This window comes from Roseobacter weihaiensis (assembly GCF_020622345.1).
Classification (GTDB): Bacteria; Pseudomonadota; Alphaproteobacteria; order Rhodobacterales; family Rhodobacteraceae; genus Roseobacter; species Roseobacter weihaiensis.
In genome coordinates this window covers 25791-44282 of sequence record NZ_JACNMO010000001.1, presented here as the reverse complement: position 1 = coordinate 44282, position 18492 = coordinate 25791, and the positions used below count along the sequence as shown (strand labels likewise).

The 18492-nt window shown below is 60.8% G+C and carries 15 protein-coding genes and 1 riboswitch; of the genes, 11 read left to right on the top strand and 4 right to left on the bottom strand.

What is annotated here, in order from left to right:
• Window positions 1-17: 17 nt before the first annotated feature.
• Window positions 18-722 carry a glutathione S-transferase N-terminal domain-containing protein gene (locus H7847_RS00230; protein ID WP_227267376.1) on the bottom strand — a complete coding sequence of 235 codons (705 nt, stop codon included), beginning with the start codon at window positions 720-722 and terminating at the stop codon, window positions 18-20.
• The gene (locus H7847_RS00225; protein ID WP_227267375.1) at window positions 706-1698 is read right to left on the bottom strand and encodes an alpha/beta hydrolase family protein; all 993 of its coding nucleotides are present in this window, start codon (window positions 1696-1698) and stop codon (window positions 706-708) included. The genes H7847_RS00230 and H7847_RS00225 overlap by 17 nt, the downstream gene beginning before the upstream one ends.
• A 115-nt stretch (window positions 1699-1813) precedes the next feature.
• A riboswitch (SAM riboswitch) is annotated at window positions 1814-1890 on the top strand.
• A gap of 64 nt (window positions 1891-1954) precedes the next feature.
• On the opposite strand from H7847_RS00225, the gene metZ reads away from it, so the two are divergent.
• The 5 genes from metZ (at window position 1955) to H7847_RS00200 (ending at window position 7917) form a co-directional block, all read left to right on the top strand.
• A complete protein-coding gene (metZ, locus tag H7847_RS00220) occupies window positions 1955-3136 on the top strand; it encodes an O-succinylhomoserine sulfhydrylase (protein ID WP_227267374.1) in 1182 nt (393 codons plus the stop codon).
• A gap of 166 nt (window positions 3137-3302) precedes the next feature.
• Window positions 3303-4406 (top strand): GTP cyclohydrolase FolE2, encoded by a 1104-nt coding sequence (gene folE2, locus H7847_RS00215; protein ID WP_227267373.1) that lies wholly within the window; start codon window positions 3303-3305, stop codon window positions 4404-4406.
• Window positions 4407-4567: 161 nt separating this feature from the next.
• Window positions 4568-4804: a DUF1127 domain-containing protein gene (locus tag H7847_RS00210; protein ID WP_227267372.1), complete on the top strand. Its 237-nt coding sequence runs from the start codon at window positions 4568-4570 to the stop codon at window positions 4802-4804.
• A 70-nt stretch (window positions 4805-4874) separates the two neighbouring features.
• Complete coding sequence (locus H7847_RS00205) at window positions 4875-6323, top strand: TrkH family potassium uptake protein (RefSeq protein ID WP_227267744.1); 1449 nt, start codon at window positions 4875-4877, stop codon at window positions 6321-6323.
• Between the two features lies 1 nt (window position 6324).
• Complete coding sequence (locus H7847_RS00200) at window positions 6325-7917, top strand: thiamine pyrophosphate-binding protein (RefSeq protein WP_227267371.1); 1593 nt, start codon at window positions 6325-6327, stop codon at window positions 7915-7917.
• Between the two features lie 3 nt (window positions 7918-7920).
• Here H7847_RS00200 and H7847_RS00195 read toward each other — a convergent pair whose 3' ends face one another.
• Window positions 7921-8196 carry a hypothetical protein gene (locus H7847_RS00195; protein WP_227267370.1) on the bottom strand — a complete coding sequence of 92 codons (276 nt, stop codon included), beginning with the start codon at window positions 8194-8196 and terminating at the stop codon, window positions 7921-7923.
• Window positions 8197-8338: 142 nt separating this feature from the next.
• Window positions 8339-10123 carry a serine protease gene (locus H7847_RS00190; protein ID WP_227267369.1) on the bottom strand — a complete coding sequence of 595 codons (1785 nt, stop codon included), beginning with the start codon at window positions 10121-10123 and terminating at the stop codon, window positions 8339-8341.
• Between the two features lie 159 nt (window positions 10124-10282).
• Here H7847_RS00190 and H7847_RS00185 point away from each other — a divergent pair, with 159 nt between their 5' ends.
• From H7847_RS00185 to H7847_RS00160, 6 genes are all read left to right on the top strand, one after another.
• The gene (locus H7847_RS00185) at window positions 10283-11224 is read left to right on the top strand and encodes a glycine--tRNA ligase subunit alpha (protein WP_227267368.1); all 942 of its coding nucleotides are present in this window, start codon (window positions 10283-10285) and stop codon (window positions 11222-11224) included.
• The gene (locus H7847_RS00180) at window positions 11221-11742 is read left to right on the top strand and encodes a DUF6446 family protein (RefSeq protein WP_227267367.1); all 522 of its coding nucleotides are present in this window, start codon (window positions 11221-11223) and stop codon (window positions 11740-11742) included. The genes H7847_RS00185 and H7847_RS00180 overlap by 4 nt, the downstream gene beginning before the upstream one ends.
• Window positions 11742-14057 carry a glycine--tRNA ligase subunit beta gene (gene glyS / locus H7847_RS00175; RefSeq protein WP_227267366.1) on the top strand — a complete coding sequence of 772 codons (2316 nt, stop codon included), beginning with the start codon at window positions 11742-11744 and terminating at the stop codon, window positions 14055-14057. The genes H7847_RS00180 and glyS overlap by 1 nt, the downstream gene beginning before the upstream one ends.
• Window positions 14058-14116: 59 nt before the next feature.
• Window positions 14117-16684, top strand: a complete 2568-nt coding sequence (locus H7847_RS00170; RefSeq protein WP_227267365.1) for a putative PEP-binding protein — start codon at window positions 14117-14119, stop codon at window positions 16682-16684.
• 226 nt (window positions 16685-16910) lie between these two features.
• Window positions 16911-17474, top strand: a complete 564-nt coding sequence (locus H7847_RS00165; RefSeq protein ID WP_227267364.1) for a cell wall hydrolase — start codon at window positions 16911-16913, stop codon at window positions 17472-17474.
• Between the two features lie 94 nt (window positions 17475-17568).
• The gene (locus H7847_RS00160) at window positions 17569-18492 is read left to right on the top strand and encodes a dihydroneopterin aldolase (RefSeq protein ID WP_227267363.1); all 924 of its coding nucleotides are present in this window, start codon (window positions 17569-17571) and stop codon (window positions 18490-18492) included.

Below are 18492 nucleotides of genomic sequence, written 5' to 3'. Positions count from 1 at the left end.
CCCAAGCGGGCGTGAGCCTAAGGTTTTGAGAAAAGCTGCCTTTGTGCGTATTTGTCCTGGCGAAAGTCTCCGCGTTTCTCCGCATGGAGCGCGCGTCCGGCTTTCACGCCTGCGCGACCCGAGACAGCTTCAAGCCAGCGCGCCATGTGGGGTTTGTCGTCCAGCGTCTGCTGTTGCCCCTCCCATAGCGATGCCCAGCCCCAGATCGCCATATCGGCAATGGAATAGAAATCGCCCGCAACATATTCGACCTCTGCGAGCCGCCGGTCCAATACGCCATAAAGCCGCGCGGTTTCGTTTCTGTAGCGATCCTTGGCATAGGGAAGGTCATTGGGCGGATCCATCGCGGGGGCATATTTCAGAAAGTGATGTGCCTGTCCGGCCATTGGACCCAGACCGCCCATCTGCCACATCAGCCATTCGGTCACGGCTACCTTTTCGCGCGGCGTCTGCCCGCCGAACCTGCCGGTCTTCTCTGCCAGGTATTGCAGGATCGCCCCGGATTCAAAAATGGAGATCGGTGCGCCGTCCGGTCCGCCAGGATCAACAATCGCGGGCATGCGGTTGTTTGGCGCGATTTTCAGAAATGCCGGTGCGAACTGATCGCCCGCGCCGATGTTGACGAGATGGGTGTCGTATGCCAGCTCCATCTCTTCCAGCGCGATGGAGATTTTCCACCCATTGGGGGTTGGCCAAAAATACAGGTCAATAGGCTGGCTCATCTGGTTCTCTCCGCAGCAGGGGGGCATTCAACTCATGTCCCAGAGAGCCTAACCGACGGGGCGTCGGGGGCAAGGCGATACCTGCCGCGGCGGACCTGTCCGGCCAGCGGGACAGGAGGCGGGACCAGCGGGGTGATCTGGTGCCCGGCAGATTATCCTGCAAGTCGCGCAGCAGCAGGTCAGCAGGCCTGCGCAGAAACCTGTTGTAGAGCGCCATGACACCGGGGCGCCGATAGGCTGACCAGTGGCAGATACGCCGGGTTGGGTCGGCCACCTGTGCGCCCAGGCGGCGCAGACCCAGCAGTGTTTCGGTGCAATCAAGTTCGATGGTGGCCACGTTGGGTGCGGCGATCCCCTGGCCGATTGCGCGATCTCCGCGAGTGGGCGGAGGGACCAAACGCTCAAAGATTGCATCAAAAAGGTCGTTCTCGCGACTGGTGACATTCAGCACCTCTGCGGTGCGCCCGGCGGGTGAGCCAAGCATCCGCTCCGCGTGGCGGGCAAAGCTTGCACCGGTCATCAGCACCATGCGGTCCACACTGCCTGACGGCAGATGCCCCAAAGCGCTCAGGGCAATCTCGCAGCCCAGCGAATGCGCGACAATATGCACGGGCCGCTCAGGTCTGTGCGCGCGCAGCTGCGAGATGACAGCGGCGAGGCTTTCGCCCAGATCGGCCGCGCGCCGGTAGACTTTGTGCAAGGGTCCCCGCGCGGACCATCCAAAAGCAATGCCCAGCCCGTCAGCGCGGTGGGTCGGCTCAAACCCTAGCTGGTGAGGCCAATTGTGGAGAGCACCCCCGAGAATGCGCTGATGCGGACAACGTCCGGGCAGATGGGGCGTATACTTGTACCCGTGCACCATCACGATGGCAGGTCCCGCGTGACAGCTCATGGCGCTGAGCCTCTGACGGGCGGATTGCGGGCTGTCATGCAAGGCCAATCCCGCCGAAGTTGCGTTGATCCTGAGCAGCGGCATTGCACTCTCCCAATACCAGATGTTGTGGGGCACCGGTACCAAGGGCATATGCTGTTTTGGTGAACTTTGTGTTACAGCATCGTGACGGTGTTGACGTGCAACACCCTTTATTCTAGGACGCTCTCGTGGCGATTTGATACCGGATTGCGGGCCACGTTAAACATCCCGCTAAAAGGTCACTCGATGAGGGAACCCCGTCGCTTTGACCGCGTCTGGGGTTTTTTTTATGCCCGATAGGGCAGGAGAGAGAAAGACAATGACCAAAGACCTGAGCCCGCGCACGCGCGCTGTTCATGCAGGCACCCGCCGCAGCCAATACGGCGAAGTGTCCGAAGCGATCTTCCTGACCCAAGGGTTTGTCTATGACAGCGCTGAACAGGCCGAGGCACGCTTTATCGAGGCAGGCCCGGATGAGTTTATCTATGCGCGCTACGGCAACCCGACGGTTGCGATGTTCGAAGAGCGCATCGCAGCCCTTGAAGGGGCGGAGGACGCCTTTGCCACCGCTTCCGGCATGGCGGCGGTGTCGGGCGCGCTCAGCGCGATGCTGAAGGCAGGGGACCATGTGGTTTCCGCCCGCGCGCTGTTCGGCTCCTGCCTTTACGTGTTGGAAGAAATCCTGACCCGCTACGGTGTTGAGGTGACCTTCGTGGACGGCACGGATCTGTCGCAATGGGAGGCGGCCATTCGCGAGGACACGGCGGCGGTCTTTTTTGAATCGATCTCGAACCCGACGCTTCAGGTGGTGGATATCGCGGCCGTGGCCCAGCTCGCGCACGCCAAAGGGGCGATGGTGGTCGTGGACAACGTCTTTGCCACACCGGTCTGGTCCAGGGCCCTGTCGCAGGGGGCTGACGTCGTGATCTATTCCGCCACCAAGCACATCGATGGGCAGGGTCGTGCACTGGGTGGCGTCATCCTCGGGACGCAAGCGTTCATCCGCAAAACGGTCGAACCCTATATGAAACACACCGGCGGATCGATGAGCCCCTTCACGGCCTGGGTCATGCTCAAGGGACTGGAGACGCTGGATCTGCGGGTCCGGGCGCAGACCACAAATGCCAGCACGCTGGCGGAGGCGCTGACCGGGCATGACAAGCTGCACAAGGTGATCTACCCCGGCCATGCTGACCACCCTCAGCACGATCTGGTGCAACGGCAGATGGGGCAGGGCGGGACGGTGCTGTCCCTCGACCTCAAGGGCGGGAAAGAGGCCGCATTTCGCTTTCTCAACGCCATTGAGGTGGGGGTGATTTCAAACAATCTGGGGGATGCCAAAACCATTCTGACCCATCCCGCCACCACTACGCACCAGCGGTTGCCTCAGGACCAGAAAGATGCTTTGGGGATCACGCCCGGCCTTGTGAGGATGAGCGTGGGGATCGAAGACGCCGATGATCTGGCGGCGGACGTGCTGCAGGCGTTGTCGCAGGCATAAAAAGATTCTCGGCGATATGACGCGCGGGTAGATTAATTCCCCTTGCCAAGCAACCTGTTAAAATCTGATCCTCTGTATAAAATGTGACGTATATGCGAGTATAATTGGCAGTATAAAAATGCGGCCCTATGTAGTCGTTCCAGACGTCGTCACGAGGGACTTAGCGATGAATATCCACACACCCGGCCTTGATCTCACCCCCGACAGGGAAGAAGCGCAAGCAGCTCTGGATGTGCTGCGGCAGTGGGCCAAAGGGGCAACACCAACTGAAATCCACGAGCTTGACCCGTCGGTTGCCCGGCTCGTGCCGGGACTGGAGGGTGTGGACTATCCTGCATTGTCGCGCGACTATCCCGAAGGATTTGCCGCCGACGACGATTACAAAGCTACATTGCCGGACCTTCAGAACGGGCCGTCGAGCCTGATCCGCGGCTCAAAGCAACAGATCCAGCATGTGGGCATCTCCAATTTCCGCCTGCCGATCCGCTTTCACACCCGGGACGCTGGGGACATGACGCTCGAGACGTCCGTAATGGGCTCCGTCAGTCTGGAGGCGGACAAGAAGGGCATCAATATGTCCCGGATCATGCGCAGCTTTTACAAACATGCCGAAGCCACCTTCAGCTTTGAGGTGATCGAGGCTGCGCTTGATGACTATATCAACGATCTGGAGAGCGTTGACGCACGCATCCAGATGCGTTTCAGCTTTCCGATGAAGGTGGAGAGCCTGCGGTCGGGTCTGTCGGGGTATCAGTATTACGACATCGCCCTTGAGCTGATCAATCAGTCCGGGGTGCGTAAAAAGATACTGCACCTTGACTATGTGTATTCTTCGACCTGCCCCTGTTCGCTAGAGCTGTCGGAGCACGCGCGCGCCACGCGCGGGCAGCTTGCCACGCCACATTCTCAACGCTCCGTCGCGCGCATTTCCGTCGAGGTGGAAAAGGACGCAGGCTGTTTGTGGTTTGAGGACCTCATAGAGGCGTGCCGCCGCGCTGTACCGACCGAAACACAAGTGATGGTCAAGCGTGAGGATGAACAGGCCTTTGCCGAATTGAACGCCGCCAATCCGATCTTTGTCGAGGATGCCGCCCGGCTGTTTTGCCAGCAGTTGCAGGCAGATGTGCGTATCGCTGATTTCCGTATCATCGCCAGCCACCAGGAAAGCCTGCACAGCCATGACGCTGTCAGCATTCTTGTCGAAGGCGAGACGTTCAAGGCCGAGAGCCTCGACCCTAAACTCTTCAACACGCTGTTTCACGTCGGCTAAAGGCCTGATCCTAAATCAAGAACCCGCCCCGGCCAGACGGGTTCCCGACCTTGCTGAAGTGCAGCGGGCAGCGGCTATGCAAAAGCAGCAATTCTCATCGACATGGTCCCTCTTATATTTGGGTCAAGACAAATGACCCGATAGACGTGAAAGGGACCAAAATGGCCTATCATGACACACATTCCACACCGGCAGATGCTCTGCCGCACCGCTTGCTGGCTGGGATCAAAGCGCTCTTTGCGACGTTCGGCAGGGCGATGATCGCCGCCGCCAGCGCAAACCGGCGCGTGAAGCTGGCCGAACAGCTGCAGGACAAGTCCGACCAAGAACTTGCCGCGCTCGGTATTCGGCGCGAAGACATCGTACGCTACGTTTTTCGCGATATGCTGGACGTTTAAGGGAGCCCCATCCTGAAAGCGGGTGGCGGAGCGCTTGACACCACCTGCCGGGCGCGCCAACCCTGCGCATATGTTGGACTTGCGCCCCGTCGGATATGTGATCGGATTGCTGGTGGCTGTGCTGGGGGCGGCCATGATCCTGCCGATGTTGATCGACATCGCCGAAGGGCGCGATCATTGGCCGGTTTTTCTACAATCGGCGCTTTTCACGATCCTTTCTGGCGGTCTGATCGCCGTCGCCTGTTCGAACGGGGTCAAGGAAGGGCTGACCATCCAGCAGACCTTTATTCTGACGACAGGTGTCTGGGTCGCCCTGCCGCTCTTTGGCGCGATCCCTTTTGTACTTGGCGAGACCGAAGCGCGGTTTGTCGACGCCTTTTTTGAGGCTATGTCGGGCCTTACAACGACCGGATCAACAGTGCTGAGCGGTCTTGAAGAGTTGCCCAAGGGGCTGTTGCTGTGGCGCGGCATCCTGCAATGGCTGGGCGGCATCGGTATCATCGTTGTGGCGATGGTTTTCCTGCCGGAACTGCGGGTGGGGGGCATGCAGATATTCAAATCGGAATCCTTTGACACAATGGGTAAGATCCTGCCGCGGGCGACACAGATTGCCAGCCAGATCTCCAGCATTTATCTTGGTCTGACAATGGCTTGCGCGCTGTGCTACCTGGCCCTGGGCATGAACGCTTTCGACGCCACCGTGCATGCCCTCACGACAGTGTCCACGGGCGGTTTTGCGAATTACGATGCCTCCTTTGGGACCTTTTCGGGCAACATGGAGTATGTCGCCACGCTCTTCATGATCCTCGCGGCACTGCCCTTTGTGAGATACGTTCAGATGCTGAACGGCCAGAATGAACCGCTTTTTCGGGACAGTCAGGTACGTGTTTTCATAGCCACCCTTGCGGTCCTCGTCGGGGTGATGACCGTGGTGTTGACACAGGCTTTCCCACAGGGTGTTGAACGCTCACTGCGCGAGGCGCTGTTCAACGTCACCTCGATCATGACAGGCACGGGGTTTTCATCGGTGGACTATATGGGGTGGGGTCCCTTTCTGGTCTCCACGCTGTTTTTCGTCGGGTTGATTGGCGGATGTGCGGGCTCGACCAGCTGTTCGATCAAGATCTTCCGCTACCAGTTGCTTTTCGCCTCGATCCGGATGCAGCTGGGCAAGATCCGCAGCCCGAACGGTGTTTTCGTGGTGCGCTACGACAAGCGGCCCGTTGACGAAGAGGTGCTAAGCTCGGTGATGTCGTTTTTCATGTTCTTCGTGCTCACCCTGGGGCTTTTGGCGGTCGCCCTCAGTCTCACGGGGCTCGATTTCATCACCTCGCTCTCCGGGGCTGCCACGGCTTTATCCAACGTCGGGCCGGGGCTCGGGGATGAGATCGGCCCGGCGGGTAATTTCGGGGGCCTGAACGATACGGCCAAATGGCTGTTGTCGCTTGGCATGCTGTTGGGGCGTCTGGAACTGCTGGCGGTCTATGCCATGCTTACCGTGTCTTTTTGGAGAGACTGATATGCAACGACCGCTTGGCGCCCAAATCTCACACATGCTGAAGGACCGGGGTGTTGAGGTGATCTTTGGCATCCCGGGGGTCCACAATCAGGAAATGTACCGCGGGATTGAGGAGGCCGGGATAACCCATGTGCTGGCGCGCCATGAGCAGGGCGCGGGTTTCATGGCGGATGGCTACGCCCGTGCCACGGGCAAACCCGGTGTGGCCTATGTCATCACTGGTCCGGGGGTGTGCAATATCCTGACCCCAATGGGGCAGGCCTATTCGGATTCAGCCCCGATGCTGGTGATTGCCTCCTGTCTTGACGAGGTCGCGGCCCAAAAAGGTCAGCTGCACCAGATGAAAGATCAGCGTGCCGCTGCCGCGAGCGTTGCCGATTGGGCCGAGGAGGCGCAATCGGCTGCCGCAGCCTATCATCTGATTGATCGCGCTTTCACCGAATTCAGCACCATGCGGGCGCGGCCCAAATATATTCAGGTGCCGATTTCGCAGCTGGAGGCGCAGGCACCGCCGCCCCCGGCGCGGCTGCCCCCGGCCGTTCTGGGTCACGGCATCCGAGAGGCCCAAACCGTGCCGGATATCCTGGATGCTTTGAAATCCGCAAAGCGCCCGCTGATAATCCTCGGCGGTGGCGCGGTGCCCGGCGCCTCCCTCTATGGCAAGTTGGCGGCGCGGGCGGGGGCGGCGGTGTTTTGCACCTACGCCGGGCGCGGGATCATCCCGACCGATCACGCCTTGTATTACGGTTCGATGTTGGCGCGCAGCGAGTCTGCGCAGGTTTTGGCGTGCGCTGACCTGCTGATTGTGGTTGGCTCCGAACTGGCAGAAGTGGACCTGTGGCGCAGGACACCGGGGCACGACTGTCCGATGATCCGGGTGGACATCGACCCCGCACAGATGACCGGCCAGCGGCAGAAGGGCGATATGCAGATCGTGGCTGACGGGTCGGAGGTGATGCAAGCGGTCTGCGATGGGTTGGAGGGGCATCTGCCCCAGACCGAATGGCGCGCGCAGGATGTTGCGGCGACCCGTGCCCGATGGCTTGCAGAGATCGATGCGGAGCGGCCCGGCATTGTCCCGGTCTGTGATGCCCTGCGCGCGGTTTTACCCGTCGATACGATGATTTACTCTGACATGACGCAGTTCGCCTATGCCGCCAAGGAGGTCTGGGATATGGACCGGGCCGGGCATTGGCACCATCCCTTTGGGTTCGGAACGCTGGGTTATGCAACGCCGGCCGCAATCGGCGGGGCTGTCGCCCGGCGCGGCAAGCCGACAATGGCCATCATAGGGGATTATGGCTTTCACTACACAATGCAGGAACTTGGCGTTGCAGTCGAGTTAGGTCTCAGCTTGCCGATCCTGCTTTGGGACAACGGCAAGCTCAAAGAAATCGAAGACAGCATGGTTCGCGCTCAGATCGCGCCGAATGCGGTGGTCGCGCACAACCCTGATTTCTGCAAGCTGGCAGAGGCGTTCGGGGCCTGTTCAGCGGCCCCGCAGACCCTTGAGGCCCTGCAAGCAAGCGTGATGGCAGCTTTCGAGACCGATGGCCCCACACTGATTCACATCACACCGGGTATTGCGACCTGACGCTCAGTTGTAGTCCGAATAGGCGCGCTGGATCAGACGGACGGGGCATTTTGCATGCGCTGTATTCGAGATCAGATACCAGACGGTTTCGCCCGGGCGTCCCGCGCGCGAATACTCGCACGCCTGCGGCGACGTCCACCACTGGCCTTTGTAGTTGTCCGGCGGCAACATAGGAGAGCTGTAAGTGATCAGCTTTGCACTTTGACCGTTGCTTGTTGTCTGTCCGACGACGGGCATGGCGAACGCACATACCAAGGTCATGGCGATAACGAATTTCATTAGTTCCACTCCATTTTTGAACCAAGTAAAGGTGCGTCCCCACACGAGGAGGAAGATGGAGTAGAGGTCTTAAGGCAGTGCAAACACCGGCAGCGGAACCGCCCGATCTTTGCACCCGATTTTAGGTGAATTTAGGGAAAAACTATTCCCAGCAGCTGACCAACACGGTCATGCCAATGCCGCGGTCGGTGATATCCTCAGGGTCAAGGCTGGCGGTTTCCACGCCCTCGCTGAGGGACAGCCCCGCCTGCACCATGACACTTGAGATCGCCTCACCCGTGAGGGCAAAGCGGACCTCTTCGGGCAACTGGCGCGTGCCCTCGACGCGGGGCAACAGCATCCCCAAAACGTTGCCACTGCGATCCAGCACCGGACCCCCTGCGTCTCCGGGCAGTGTTTCCAGCGCGAGGCGGCTCACGTCAGGTTCTCCGCGCAGCCCTTTCAGGTCGGACAGCGTGCCGAAGGTCATGGAGGGCGCACCCAGCTGGCCTTCAAATGAGTAGCCCGCCACCGCGATTTCCGACTGGAGCCGGGGCGGCACGGGGCTAAAGCGCGCGACAGCCGGCGGAGCCAGTGTCTGCTTGGGCTTGAGGATGGCAATGCCGCGATCGGTGTCGACACCGCTCAGCATTGCGTCATACCGTTCGTCCAGTGTGATCCGCGCACAGCTTTGTACAGCGTCCGACGTGGTCACGACAGCGCCCGCTGCGTCGACAAAAAAGCCCGAGCGCGACAGGATGGGTTTGCGAACCTCCAACCCGGCAACAAGGTCGATTTGCTGATCCGCTGTCTCACCCGCTCCCGGATCAAGCACACCGCTGCGCCGCACGAAACTGTTTTGCATCTCTTGCAGCACGCGGCTGCGGCGCTCTTCATCTCCGGCGGGCCAGATCAGGGTGAAGCCCTTTATCTCGCCGGAGGCGAGCGTCACCTGCGTTTCACTCACGATCTCGGCATTGCGGCCCACAAGGGTAAAACTGTCTCCCGAAAGGGACCGGGGCCCGTCGAGCGGAACAATCGTCAGGGTCTGCATGACCTCGTAAAGCCCGGCCAGCGTGGTGCGGTCGCCGGGTTGGCTTATCAAAAGAACGCGTGCGGCCAGATCGCCGGCGGCATTGTACTGGGCAAAGGGGGGCTCGTAGCGCTCAAAAGCGACCACGGCGGTCGGCAGCCTGACCTCGATGCCGGCGTCAAAATCCTGAACGATCTGCATGTCCAGACCTTCCAGCACGGCATTGTACTGGCCTATCAAAACCGCCCGCTGGCGCGTTGTCAGAACGCCTGTGGGATCATAGCCATTGGCCCCCTGCCAGGCAGCCATCGAATTTCTGGTGCCCCGCCCAAAGGCCCCGTCAATGGCGGCATTGTAGAAACCGGCCCACTGCAACGCCGTCTGCAACGCGCGCTTCTCTGCGCGGCTGAGAAGGCTTTCGCTGCGCTGCGCCTGTGCGCGTGTTTCGGTATCCGGCTCCGTCTGCGGATGGGCCGCCGTCTCGGATGCGGTCGGGGCCGTCTGCACGTCGGGCGCGGGTGCCTGGCTTTCAGGCTCGGACGGGGTCTGGATCGCGGCGACAGCCCCCCCATCAAGCCCATCGGCATCCGGCGGGAAATACTGCTGACCATAGGTGGCGCTGAGGGCGATATAGCTGTCGTTCGGGATCAAACCTTGCACCCTGTAGCTGCGCAGAACCTGTTGGGCATCTTCGGGCGTGTAGGGGCCAAGGGCGATGGCATACCACCCGCCCGACAAGGCAAATCCGTTTACGTCAGGTAACGTCACGGCATAGCTTTTTACGCGTTCAAGTGCCGTCTCAAGTGTCGGGCGGGCCTCGATCTGAACCCAGACCACCTCTCGCGCTGTCTGTGCGGAAACCGCCTGAGGTACAAGGTTGCACAGAACCCAGAACAGCAAAACAAGACGCTTCATTTCAACCGATATCCCCATGGTCCAAGTTACGGCGCCAAATAAACAGGAAATCACATGCTTGACCATAAGCCACGGGGCAATTTATGCGCCTTGCCGCAATTGACGCTTCTGGAATGCGCAGGTAGCTAGAGCGCGCAAGATTATCTTGAGGTTGCGTATATGCCCGACGACGTGCAGGCTCCGAAATCCTTTCAGGAAATCATCCTGAGGCTCCAGACGTACTGGGCGGGCAAGGGCTGTGCCGTGCTGCAACCCTACGACATGGAAGTGGGAGCCGGCACCTTTCATCCGGCCACCACGCTGCGCAGCCTTGGCACGCAGCCCTGGGCGGCGGCCTATGTGCAGCCTTCGCGGCGTCCGACCGATGGGCGCTACGGCGAAAACCCCAACCGGCTGCAGCACTACTATCAGTATCAGGTGCTCATCAAACCGAGCCCGCCGGACTTGCAGGAGCTTTACCTGGGCTCGCTGGAGGCTATTGGCGTCGACATGGCGTTGCACGATATCCGTTTTGTCGAGGATGACTGGGAAAGCCCGACACTAGGGGCCTGGGGCCTGGGCTGGGAGGTCTGGTGTGACGGTATGGAGGTCAGCCAGTTCACCTATTTCCAGCAGGTGGGCGGGCATGATTGCCACCCGGTCTCGGGCGAGCTGACATACGGTCTGGAACGTCTGGCGATGTATATTCTGGGCGTCGATCACGTGATGGACATGCCGTTCAACGACCCGCAAACGCCGATTGCGCTGAGCTATGGTGACATCTTCAAGCAGACTGAAGAGGAATACGCCCGCTGGAATTTCGACACGGCGGATACGTCGGTGCTGCTGCGCCACTTCGACGAGGCCGAAGCCCACTGCCGCGAAATTCTCGACGCTCCGCATCGGGATCCCAAGACCGGCAAGCGGATCGTCATGGTGCATCCCGCCTACGATCAGTGCATCAAGGCAAGTCACCTCTTTAACCTTTTGGACGCGCGCGGCGTGATCTCTGTCACCGAACGGCAGGCCTACATCGGGCGGGTGCGCACGCTGGCCAAACACTGTGCGGATGCCTTCGTGCAAACCCGTGCGGGCGGCTGGCAGCCGGAGAGCGCCGCATGAGCGGCAAGATCGTTGGGCTGGCTATCATGATTTCGGCGTTATTCGCAGGGGGCGCGCTCTACTATCTGCAGGTTTACGGCTTTTACGAAGAAGTTTCCGCGGAGGCGGCCGAGGTGCGGTTGATGCCGCTTGGATCAGACGTGCCGGTGCGCATTCTGGCCGAGAACATCGAAGCCATCGATGCCGAGAGCTCTCCGATCCGGTTCCGCGCCTGTTTCACCACCCCCTCCAGTCTGGCGATGCTGAGCGAAACCTATGTCGGGCTGGCGCGTGCCGTGCCCCGCAACGCCCCCGGCTGGTTTGACTGTTTTGACGCCGAAGCCATCGCGGCAGAGCTCAAGGCCGGCACGGCGCTCGCCTTTCTGGGCGAAAAGAATGTGGATTTCGGTGTCGACCGGATTGTGGCCATCACCGAGGACGGGCGCGGTTATGTCTGGCATGAGTTGAATGATTGCGGCGAAAAGGCCTATGACGGCACGATTGTCGGCGAAGAATGCCCCGGAAGAGAAGAGAACTGATGCCTGACCTTTTGATCGAACTCTTCTCCGAGGAGATCCCCGCGCGCATGCAAACACGTGCGGCAGAGGATCTCAGGAAACTGGTGACAGAGGGCCTGGTCGAGGCGGGGTTGACCTATGCCTCGGCGGCGGCGTTTTCCACTCCGCGACGGCTCACGCTCACGGTTGAAGGGCTGCTGGCGCAAAGCCCTACCACGGTGGAAGAACGTAAGGGTCCGCGTGCGGATGCACCCGAGAAAGCCATTGAGGGGTTTTTGCGGGGGGCGGGCCTGACCCGCGCGGAGCTGGAAGAGCGTGACACCCCCAAAGGTCGGGTGCTCTTTGCCAGGATCACCAAGACCGGACGCCCCGCATCGCAGATCGTGGCCGAGGTGCTGGAGCGGGTCATTCGCAACTTTCCCTGGCCCAAATCGATGCGCTGGGGCGAGGGCGCGCTACGCTGGGTGCGCCCGTTGCAGTCCATCCTCTGTCTGCTGAGCGATGAGGCCGGGGCCGAAGTGGTGCCGCTGACCATGGAGGGGATCAGTGCGGGCGACACGACCGCAGGCCACCGCTTCATGGCCCCTGACCGCTTTACCGTCACGGGGTTCGATGACTACGCGGCCAAGCTGAAACGCGCTTTCGTGGTGCTGGAGGCGGCGGAGCGGGCCGATATGATCTGGCATGATGCCACCAATCAGGCCTTTGCCACCGGGTTGGAAGTCGTCGAGGACAAGGGCCTTCTGGCCGAGGTGGCAGGGCTGGTGGAATGGCCCGTGGTCCTGATGGGGCGGATTGGCGATGATTTCCTCGACCTGCCACCGGAGGTGTTGCAAACCTCCATGAAAGAGCACCAGAAGTTCTTTTCGGTGCGCAACCCCAAGACGGGCCGGATCGAGCGCTTCATCACCGTGGCCAATCGCGAAACGGCGGACAACGGCGCGACCATTCTGGCGGGTAATGAAAAGGTCCTTGCCGCCCGTCTGGCCGATGCGAAGTTCTTCTGGGACAATGATTTGCGTATGATCAGTGCGGTCGGTCTGGAAGGCATGGCCAAGTCGCTGACGCAGGTCACGTTTCACAACAAGCTGGGCACTCAGGCCGAGCGGATCGCGCGCATCGAGGCGCTGGCGCGCGAGATTGCGCCCATCGTCGGTGCCAAGCCCGATCTTGCGGCCGAAGCTGCGCGCATCGCCAAGGCCGATCTCACCTCGGAAATGGTCTATGAGTTCCCCGAGTTGCAGGGTCTGATGGGCCGATACTATGCTGAGGCCGCAGGCCACGACGACGGAGTGCCGCAAGCCTGCGAGGAGCATTACGCGCCTTTGGGCCCCTCCGATGACGTGCCGACGGCACCGGTGTCTGTCGCCGTCGCGCTGGCCGACAAGATCGACACACTGACGGGGTTTTGGGCGATTGACGAGAAACCGACAGGGAGCAAGGACCCCTTTGCGCTGCGGCGGGCGGCTTTGGGGGTGATACGGATTGTTTTTAACAGCAGCGCTCGGTTGACATTATTCAGTTTGTTTCTGGAACCTGTGCGTCGAAATTTATACGAACAAGCCAAGCACTACAAATTTGCGGTGCTGATTAAGGATGAAAATAACAAGGCAATATGGGTAAGTCCTTGGACTGAGCAGAGCGATGGCAAGCGTGATGAAATCACTGGAGAGGCACCTCGCGTAATCTGGCCATATACAGAACTCTCTACCAAATTTGATCGTGGGGAGTATGCTTACGCTGCAGGCGCTTTTTTTAATCAAAAGGACGGAAAAGAAGTAGAAACCCTTCCACCGTCATCAAAAATAGTGTCGGACCTCCTCGCCTTCTTCCACGACCGCCTCAAAACCTACCTGCGCGATCAGGGCATTCGGCACGAGGTGATCGACGCCTGCATCGCCATGCCGGGCAATGACGATCTGACGCTGCTTGTGAAGCGCGCGCGGGCGCTTTCTGACGTGCTGGCCACCGAAGACGGGGAAAACCTGATCCAGGGCTTCAAGCGGGCCAACAACATCTTGAGGCAGGCGCAAGAGGCCGATGGGGTGGAGTATTCCTATGGTGCGGATGTCAAATTTGCGGAAACCGATGCGGAACGCGCCCTCTTTGCGGCTCTCGACGCGGCGGAGGCGGAGATCCAGCCCGCCATGAAGGCGGAGGACTTCACCACCGCGATGGCAGCCATGGCCACCCTGCGCGCGCCCATCGATGCCTTTTTTGAGGCCGTGCAGGTCAATGCGGACAATCCCACCATTCGGCGCAACAGGCTCAACCTGCTCAGCCGGATTACCCAGATTTGCCTGTCCGTTGCGGACCTCACAAAGATTGACGGCTGAGGCGCAGGCTGTCCTCGGCAGGGGGCCAGACAGTGCTTGTCACACCATTGGATACCCCTATGCTGCATCCGAACCAAAAGGATGCCGCAGTGCAGAATAACCCGAATACCACGCTTGTGACCGCGCAGGCACCCATCGCAAACAATACCCATGGCGGGCGGGCCAAGTGCCTGCAACGGCTGGTGCGTCTTGACCTGCCGGTGCCGCGGACGGTGGCGCTCTCCTTCGATGCGGTGCAGAAAATTGCCAAGGGTGACATGCCCGATATGCAGGCCATCGTGTCGCAGTTCGAAGCGGGATCGCTGCTTTGCGTGCGCCCGTCGTCGGAGGATCCTGATTGGGGCGGGCCGGGGGCCGTTCTGAACATCGGGATGAACGAGGACCGGTTCGAGGCCTTGGCGCAGGAGTTGGGCGAGGTGGCCGCCAGCGCCGTCTACACCCGTTTTGTGCAGTCTTATGCGGTGGATGTGGCCCGGCTTGACCCGGATATGTTCGACGATGTGCCACGCAAGGGGCGCGCCGCCTTGCTGGACTCTCTGCGCGCCTATGAAGCGGAAATGGAAGAACCGTTCCCCGCAGACCCCGGCGATCAGCTTGCGGCTGTCTTGCGGTCCATGGCGCGGGCGTGGGATGGCACCTCTGCACGGCTGTTGCGGCAGGCCAAGGGCGCGCCTGCCGATGCGGGGCTTGGCCTCGTGGTGCAGCAGATGGCCCTGGGGGTCGGCCTGGGTGAATGCGGCTCGGGCGTGTTGCAACTCGTTGACAGCGATACGGGTCTGCCGCAGATCACCGGACGGTATCTGAGCCAGAGCCAGGGCCGTGACGCGCTGGAGGGCGACGCCTCCGCGCTGTATCTTGGGCGGGACCCGCGCGGCCCCTCGCTCGAAGACCTCGTGCCTGATGCGTTCAAGGCGCTGAAGGACCATGCCGCGCTGATGCGGGTCAAGCTGCGGGCGGAGATGCAGGTCGAATTCGCGATTGAAAACGGCACGCTGCATATCCTTGATGGGGTGCGGGTCGCCCTTTCCAGTCAGGCGGCTGTCCGGATTGCGGTGCGGCTTGCCGAAGAGGGGATCATCTCACGCGAAGAAGCGCTGATGCGGGTCGAGCCGCGCACGCTGACCGAACTCCTGCACCGGCAGGTGAGCCCGGACGCAAAGCGAGACGTGATCGGCAAAGGGATCGCCGCAAGTCCGGGGGCGGCCACCGGGGCGATCGTTTTCACCGCCACCGACGCGCAGGCCAGTGCCTCCCGCGGGGAGCCCTGCATTCTGGTGCGCCGCGAAACAGCACCTGAGGACATCCGGGGTATGCATGCCGCCCAGGGCGTTCTGACCGAACGGGGGGGCATCACCAGCCATGCCGCCGTGATCGGCCGGGGTATCGGGCTGCCCTGTGTTGTGGGGGCCTCGAACATGCGGTTCAACCGCCGCCGCAAGCAGCTTGTCGCCCAAGACGGGCGTGTCTTTGCTGAGGGCGAAATCATCACCATCGACGGGACCCGCGGCCAGGTGCTGGCCGGCGCGCCGCAGATGCGTGAGGCGGCCTTGGATGAGAGTTTTCAGACCCTGATGGAGTGGGCGGATGCCGCGCGCGACATTGCGATCCGGGCCAATGCAGACACGCCTGCGGATGCTCAGACAGCGCATAACTTTGCCGCCGAAGGCATCGGTCTTTGCCGCACGGAGCACATGTTCTTTGAGCCGGGCCGCCTGACGGTCATGCGGGAAATGATTTTTGCCGAAAGCTCGCAAGACAGGCGCGCGGTGCTTGAGCGGCTGTTGCCCATGCAGCGGGCCGATTTCACGCAGCTTTTCCAGATCATGGAGGGTAAACCGGTGTGTATCCGGCTCTTTGATCCGCCATTGCACGAATTTCTGCCGGCGGACCGGGCCGGACAACGGGATCTGGCAGACGCGCTTGATCTGCCGCTGTCGGATGTGACACGCCGTATCGATGCGATGACGGAATACAATCCGATGCTCGGGCTGCGCGGTGTTCGTCTGGGCATCACGGTGCCGGAGATATACGAGATGCAGGCGCGCGCCATCTTTGAAGCGACACTGGATGCCAGCACCCCGGATGCACCGGTTGTGCCTGAGATCATGATCCCTCTGGTGTCGGCGCGGCGCGAGGTTGAACTGGTCAAATCGTCGATAGATTCTGTCGCCTCCGCCCTGCGTCTCGAGCGCGATCAGGACTTTCACTACCAGCTCGGCGTCATGGTGGAGACCCCAAGGGCCGCCATCCGGGCCGGAGATATCGCCCCGCACTGTGCATTTCTGAGTTTCGGGACGAATGATCTGACGCAGATGACCTATGGTTTGTCCCGCGATGATGCAGGGCGCTTCATGTCTGATTATGTGCAGCAAGGCGTCTTTCCCGAGGATCCTTTTCATACGCTCGATACCGATGGCGTTGGCGAGCTGTTGCAGATTGGGGCAGAAAGAGGGCGGGCGGCACAACCCCGGATCACGCTGTCGATCTGCGGGGAACACGGCGGCAACCCCGAATCGATTGCCTTCTGCAGAGAGGCCGGATTCAACTATGTGTCGTGTTCTCCCTTCCGCGTGCCGGTAGCGCGACTAGCTGCCGCACAGCTTGCGATTAACGACAAAATAGAGTAGTTTTTTGGATTTAAAATACCACATGTTGTGCGTATTGGGTGTGAAAAGGGACTGAAAAGCTGACCCATTAACCACTTTTGACCCCGTAAACTTTACGTAAACGCTTTAAGCCGGTAGAGAGCGCTCATTGAAAACTGGGTGGGGGAATGCGGTTGTGCGTTTATTCTGCAAAAAGACTTTAGCGGTTGTACTGGGGCTGAATTTTGGCATTTTTGGGGCAACAGGGGTGTTCGCATCCGGCGAGCGGTCGTTTTCTGATCAGGAAGCCGGTCTTGTTTCGGTAACGCTTCTGCGCATGCGTGACACGGGCCTTATGGGACCGAATTTGCAACCTGTTGAGTTTTCGCGAGACTGGATCGACGCGCAGCCCGAAGCGTCGGGCGGCGACGACTGGCAATGCCTGGCGGAGGCGCTCTACTTCGAGGCGCGCGGCGAAACGGTCAAGGGCCAGTTTGCAGTGGCCGAAGTGATCCTGAACCGTATGACATCGGAACGTTTTCCGCAGTCTGCCTGCGGCGTCATCAACCAGGGCACCGGCAAGAGATATCAATGTCAGTTCACCTATACCTGTGACGGGCACAAGGAGGTGATTGCCGAGCCGCGCGCCTTTGAACGTGTCGCCAAGGTGGCGCGAGCCGCGCTGGACGGTGTTGCGCCAGACCTGACAGAGGGCGCGACGCACTATCACACCAAGGCGGTCAAGCCGCGGTGGAGCAAAGTCTACACCAAGACCGCCGCCATCGGCACGCACATCTTTTACCGTCACACCTGGCGGACGGCCAGCAACTGACGCAATCAGGGCTTGGACCGGCGGTCTGGAGCTTGTTAAAGGGCGTGCACCGCTTAAGATGGCGGGCACTGCCCAAGACAAAAAGGCCTGGCTGATGAGTTCCGAGATAAGACTGGCGTTTGCGCACCCTTCAGAGCGATCCGAAGCCACGGCACTGGCCACGCCGCTGGACCGCATCTCGCTGCGCGATCATATCGTCGAGGTTGAGATCGGTGCCTTTCAGGCCGAACGTGGTGTCACGCAGCGGATCTGTTTCAATGTGGTCGTTGAGGTCCAGCCCCTCACCGGGCCCATCGACGATGACGTCGACCGTATCCTGAGCTACGACCGGGTCACAGAAGCGATTGCCTATGAGCTTTCGGATGAACGCCTCAATCTGCTGGAGACGCTGGCCGAGCGCGTTGCGGAACGTATTCTCGTTGAGCCTCAGGCCATGCGCGTTTTTGTGCGCATCGAAAAGCTGGACCGGGGTCCGGGCGCGCTCGGGGTCGAGATCGTACGCGCCCGGGGCAGCCACAGCCCCCCCCGAGACGATGACGAACAGGCCTTGCAGCCTGAGTTGGTCTATCTCAGCAACGCTGCGATTTCATCGCCTCATCTGACGGGTTGGATTGACCAACTGACCAAGGGCGCGCGCCCGCTGATCTTTTGTGTTGGCGCCTCTGATACGACAGCCCCGCAGATCAATCACCGCATGGCGCAACGTCGGATCGATCTCTTGGCGATTGAGCAGAACGCCTGGGTGCTGGCGTCGAAAGATGACCGTTGTGTTGTCGTGGCCACGCGGACAGAGCTCGATTGGGCCATGAAAAATGGGCAATCCTGCGTTTGGGCGCCCTCCAAGATCGTGCTGGATGCGGTGGATGGCCCCTCGGCCCAGCCGCGCGATGCGGTGGCTCTGGCGGCCTGGTTTGCGTCGACCTTCGGAGCCGGCGAGATGTTGGTCATCGGCGCGGAACTGCCCGCCAATGCGTCGCTGCCGCTGCGCTGCATCAGCCCGGACAGCCCTACCCTCTAG